The 4,104-nt window shown below is 56.0% G+C and carries 6 protein-coding genes and 1 pseudogene; all 7 read left to right on the forward strand.

The annotated features are described in order from the left end of the window. Nucleotides 1-553 (forward strand): phage major capsid protein (locus CJP72_RS22800; RefSeq protein ID WP_162383550.1); only part of this gene is annotated, 553 nt, incomplete at its 5' end. A gap of 79 nt (nucleotides 554-632) precedes the next feature. Beyond that, nucleotides 633-950 (forward strand): head-tail connector protein, encoded by a 318-nt coding sequence (locus tag CJP72_RS22805; RefSeq protein WP_162383551.1) that lies wholly within the window; start codon nucleotides 633-635, stop codon nucleotides 948-950. Next, entirely contained in the window at nucleotides 947-1,375 is a 429-nt protein-coding gene (locus CJP72_RS22810; protein ID WP_162383552.1) for a phage head closure protein, read from the forward strand. The genes CJP72_RS22805 and CJP72_RS22810 overlap by 4 nt, the downstream gene beginning before the upstream one ends. Next, a complete protein-coding gene (locus tag CJP72_RS22815) occupies nucleotides 1,359-1,901 on the forward strand; it encodes a hypothetical protein (RefSeq protein WP_162383553.1) in 543 nt (180 codons plus the stop codon). The genes CJP72_RS22810 and CJP72_RS22815 overlap by 17 nt, the downstream gene beginning before the upstream one ends. Further along, nucleotides 1,901-2,476, forward strand: a complete 576-nt coding sequence (locus tag CJP72_RS22820; RefSeq protein WP_162383554.1) for a phage tail terminator protein — start codon at nucleotides 1,901-1,903, stop codon at nucleotides 2,474-2,476. Before CJP72_RS22815 ends, CJP72_RS22820 begins: the two co-directional genes overlap by 1 nt. A 15-nt stretch (nucleotides 2,477-2,491) precedes the next feature. Next, nucleotides 2,492-3,997, forward strand: a complete 1,506-nt coding sequence (locus tag CJP72_RS22825) for a phage tail sheath subtilisin-like domain-containing protein (RefSeq protein ID WP_162383555.1) — start codon at nucleotides 2,492-2,494, stop codon at nucleotides 3,995-3,997. Beyond that, a pseudogene (locus CJP72_RS22830) lies at nucleotides 3,997-4,104 on the forward strand (phage tail tube protein); the annotation flags it as partial. The gene CJP72_RS22825 and the pseudogene CJP72_RS22830, both read left to right, overlap by 1 nt.

The following is a 4,104-nucleotide window of genomic DNA, read 5'->3' on the forward strand; positions in this document are numbered from 1 at the left end:
TATTGGTGAGCGCATCGGACGAACCGAGGCCCGCCTGATTGTTCAGGGTACTGGCACCGGCACACCGCAGCAGCCGAAAGGCCTGGCAGCATCTGTAACGGGTATCGTTACAACCGCATCCGCGGGAACCTTCACCTGGAAGGAAATGAACAAGCTGAAACATGCGGTTGACCCTGCATACCGCCGCGGGAATAAGTTCCGCTGGGCGTTCAACGACAATACCCTGGAGCTGATCGAAGAAATGGAGGACGGGCAGGGGCGCCCGCTGTGGCTGCCTTCTGTTGCGGGTGGCACCCCGGCGACGGTGCTGCAGATACCGTACGAGATTGATCAGGCGATCGCCGATGTGGGCGCTGGTCAGAAATTTATGTTCTGTGGCGATTTTAACCGCTTTCTGATCCGCCGCGTGCGTTACATGGCGTTGAAACGTCTGGTTGAGCGTTATGCGGAATACGATCAGGTCGGTTTCCTTGCGTTCTACCGCTTCGACACCCTGCTGGAAGACACTGCCGCAATTAAAGCGCTGGTGGGGGTTGGTAGCGCCAGCAGCTAACAGCCTGCCAGTACGTTACCCCGGACGCCGCGAAAGCGGTTTTTTTGTGCCCGTCACCCGGCGGGCATGGAGTATCTACATGCTTCTGACGCTTGACGAAATCAAGCAGCAATGCCGCATCGAGCCGGATTTTACCGAAGACGATGATCTGTTGAATCAGATAGGCAGCGCTGTGCAAATCCGCACAGAAACCCGCATCAACCGGAAGCTTTACGCTGATGAAGTGCCGGTACCCGACCCCGACGGTCTGGTACTGCCTGACGATATTAAGCAAGCCATGCTTTTACTGGTGGGGTACTGGTACGAAAACCGCCTGGCGGTGAATGACTTTGAGCAGTCCGAAGCGCCGCTGGGCTACAACTGGCTTGTCGATCCCTACAGGTATATACCGCTATGAAACGCACGCTGACAGACGTTAACGCAACATACCGCTTGCCGCAGCCGGGTGAGCTTAGCGAACGGCTGGCTTTTCGCACCCGACAGGATGTACCTGCGGAGGGCGGCGGCACGCTGCCAGTTTATACGGATAATTTCGAGTGTTGGGGGCGGATCAGGCAACTGTCTGGTACCGCTTATCTTCACTCGATGCAAACCGACGAAAAAATCACACACACAATCGTGATCCGCAAGCGCACCGGCATTAATACCGATATGGAAATAGTCACCGGTGGCGTGGTGTATCGTGTGATCCGCGCCGGGCCACTGAATGATGGTCGCCGCTTTACGCGCATCGATGCTAAAGCGCTGCACACAGAAGATATGGACGGTCCGCCGCCGGGCGGCTCTACATTTTACGGAGGGTATCATGGCAACGCTGGGTAATCCGCAGGGCGGCTCGTATGTCCACGTGGATTTTCAGGGAATGAAAACCATCGATTTTAACCGCCGGATCGTGCACCGGGCGTTTAGCAAAATCGGGCAAACAATCCAGAAAGATGCCCGTAACCGTATCAGCCAGCGGCACGGCTCGAAGCCGGGCGAGGATCCCGGTTACTGGTCTGGTGCCACTGCGCGGTCAATTGGCTATTACGTGCCGACTGCTTCGAAAAATCGCCCTGGCTTCATGGTGAAAATTGCGCCAAATCAGAAGCGTGGCAAGGGAATGACCCCGCTGAAACTGCATCAGGGGCCGGGTAGCAGTGGTTTTTATCCGGCTTATCTGTTTTACGGCGTTCGTCGTGGCGCTGTGCGCACCAAATCACACCATAAAGGGGCATCGGGGGGCAGCGGCTGGCGCATAGCACCACGCGGTAACTACATGACTGCCGCCCTTGCCAATAAAAAATACTGGACTGAGCGCATGCTGTTTAACGCATTGCGCCGGGCCGTGAAACCGGAGCCAATTTAATGGAATTACGGAAAATTATTCAGGCTCTGCGTGAACGGGTGCCAGCCTTTGGTGAGCGCGTCAGCGGTGCCGCAGAATTCAGGCCGTTGCCGGAAGTGGGGAAATTGTCTTTGCCCTGCGCCTACGTTATTCCGCTGCATGATGAAACCGGGGAGCAAAAAAGTCAGACAGACTACTGGCAGGAATGCACCGACGGTTTTTCTGTCGTGGTGGCGCTGGATAACCGGGCGGGTGAGTTGGGACTGGAATCTGTAGACGATGCTGTGCACATCGTCAGACGCTGGCTCTGGCGTGCGCTGCTGGGCTGGAGCCCGGCAGAAAATTACACGTTCGGCATTGAGTACCGCGGCGGGGTGCTGCTCGATATGAACCGCGCGATCCTCTATTACAAATTCGACTTTCAGGCCACGTTTGAGATTGGGCCGGAAGATACCTGGCACCAGCAGGAGCTTGACACCCTGCCGTGGCTTGAAACCGTTCATATCGATGTTGACCTTATCGATCCCGGCGCTGGCCCGGACGGTCGCCCTGAATGTCAGGCAGATATTCACCTGTCACCCCCTGAATCCACCTGATAACGGAGTCTTACCATGACCGTTAGTTTTAACACCATCCCGTCTTCCGGGAATCTGGTGCCGTTGTTCTATGCCGAAATGGACAACAGCCAGGCAAATACGGCGCAGAGCGTGCAGCCGACAATTATATTCGGCTGTGCATTACCAGACAGCGACATGCCGCTGAACGAGCTGACGCTGGTATCCAGTGTCGGCGATCTGCGCATGCAGGCGGGAGCCGGTAGCCAGCTGGCGCGTATGGCTGCCGCGTACCGCAAGGTCGATTTAAGCGGGCAGCTTTGGGTGATTGCCATTCCTGAGCCGGAAGGTACCAGGGCAACCGGTACGATCACGCTCGGCGGTAACGCTATTTCTGCAGGCGTTGTCTCGCTGTATATCGGCAAAACGCGTGTTCAAACGGTCGTTGCTCTGAGTGATCCGGCGGCCACCATTGCCGAGAATATGGTTGCAGCGATTAACGTGAATACCGACCTGCCGGTGACTGCCACTATCGGTGATTCTGACGGCACGTCTGTCACGCTGACGGGGAAAAATACAGGGCTCTGCAGTAACGAGATACCGTTAAGCGTGAACTATTACGGCAGTGCAGGCGGTGAGGTTTTACCGGGTGGTGTAACCGTCACGATTTCGGCTATGTCCGGCGGTGCCGGTGCGCCTGTGTTCGATGATGCCGTGACAGTTATGGGGGATGAGGACGGTGATTTTATCGCGTTTCCGTTCAACGACAGTGCGAGCCTCGATGCGATTGGTCTGGCAATGAACGATTCGACCGGGCGCTGGGCGCCGGGCCGACAGAGTTACGGGCATGTCTACAGCGCGAAGATGGGTGATCTTGCCAGCCTGCAGACGTTTGGCACCACCCGTAACGACCAGCACGTCACAATCGATGGGATGGAAAGTGACACGCAAACCTGCGCCGATGAATGGGCCGCGGTGTTTGCTGCCCGTAACGCGGTATTTATTCGCGCTGATCCTGCCCGACCGACGCAGACTGGTCAGCTTGATGGCGTACTACCGGCGAAAGCCGGGAAGCGCTTCCAGAAAACGCAGCGCAACACGCTGCTGAACTCCGGGATCGCCACCTGCTACGCGCAGGGCAGCAATGCGTTTATTGAGCGTGCTGTTACCACGTACCAGAAAAACAAGTACGGGGAAAAAGACAACAGCTACCTCGATAGCGAAACCCTGCACACCAGCGCCTATGTTCTGCGCGCGCTGGAAACCTGTGTCACCAGTAAGTACGGGCGCCACAAACTTGCCAGCGATGGCACACGTTTTGGTCCGGGTCAGGCGATTGTCACGCCGTCCGTTATCAAAGCTGAAATGTGTGCACAGTATCAAATCATGGAAGAAGCTGGGATCGTTGAAAACTTCGACCTGTTTAAAAAACACCTGGTTGTCGAACGTGATGCGAACGATCCGAACCGCGTGAACGTGCTGTTCCCGCCTGATTACATTAATCAGCTGCGCATCTTCGCCCTCGTTAACCAGTTCCGCTTACAGTACCAGGAGGCAGCGTAATGGGCCGCATTGCAGGAACTACTTTTTTTAAAATCGACAGTGAGCAGCTGTCGCTGACGGGTGGCATTACGGTGCCGATGAATACGAGTATCAATGACGATGTAATT

This window comes from Citrobacter sp. NCU1 (genome assembly GCF_010231475.1).
In the GTDB taxonomy this organism is placed as follows: domain Bacteria; phylum Pseudomonadota; class Gammaproteobacteria; order Enterobacterales; family Enterobacteriaceae; genus Citrobacter_D.

Bases quoted from the DNA above. Each gene is read 5' to 3' on its own strand.
- CJP72_RS22805 (WP_162383551.1), top strand. From the start codon at position 633: ATGCTTCTGACGCTTGACGAAATCAAGCAGCAATGCCGCATCGAGCCG.
- CJP72_RS22810 (WP_162383552.1), top strand. From the start codon at position 947: ATGAAACGCACGCTGACAGACGTTAACGCAACATACCGCTTGCCGCAG.
- CJP72_RS22815 (WP_162383553.1), top strand. From the start codon at position 1,359: ATGGCAACGCTGGGTAATCCGCAGGGCGGCTCGTATGTCCACGTGGAT.
- CJP72_RS22820 (WP_162383554.1), top strand. From the start codon at position 1,901: ATGGAATTACGGAAAATTATTCAGGCTCTGCGTGAACGGGTGCCAGCC.
- CJP72_RS22825 (WP_162383555.1), top strand. From the start codon at position 2,492: ATGACCGTTAGTTTTAACACCATCCCGTCTTCCGGGAATCTGGTGCCG.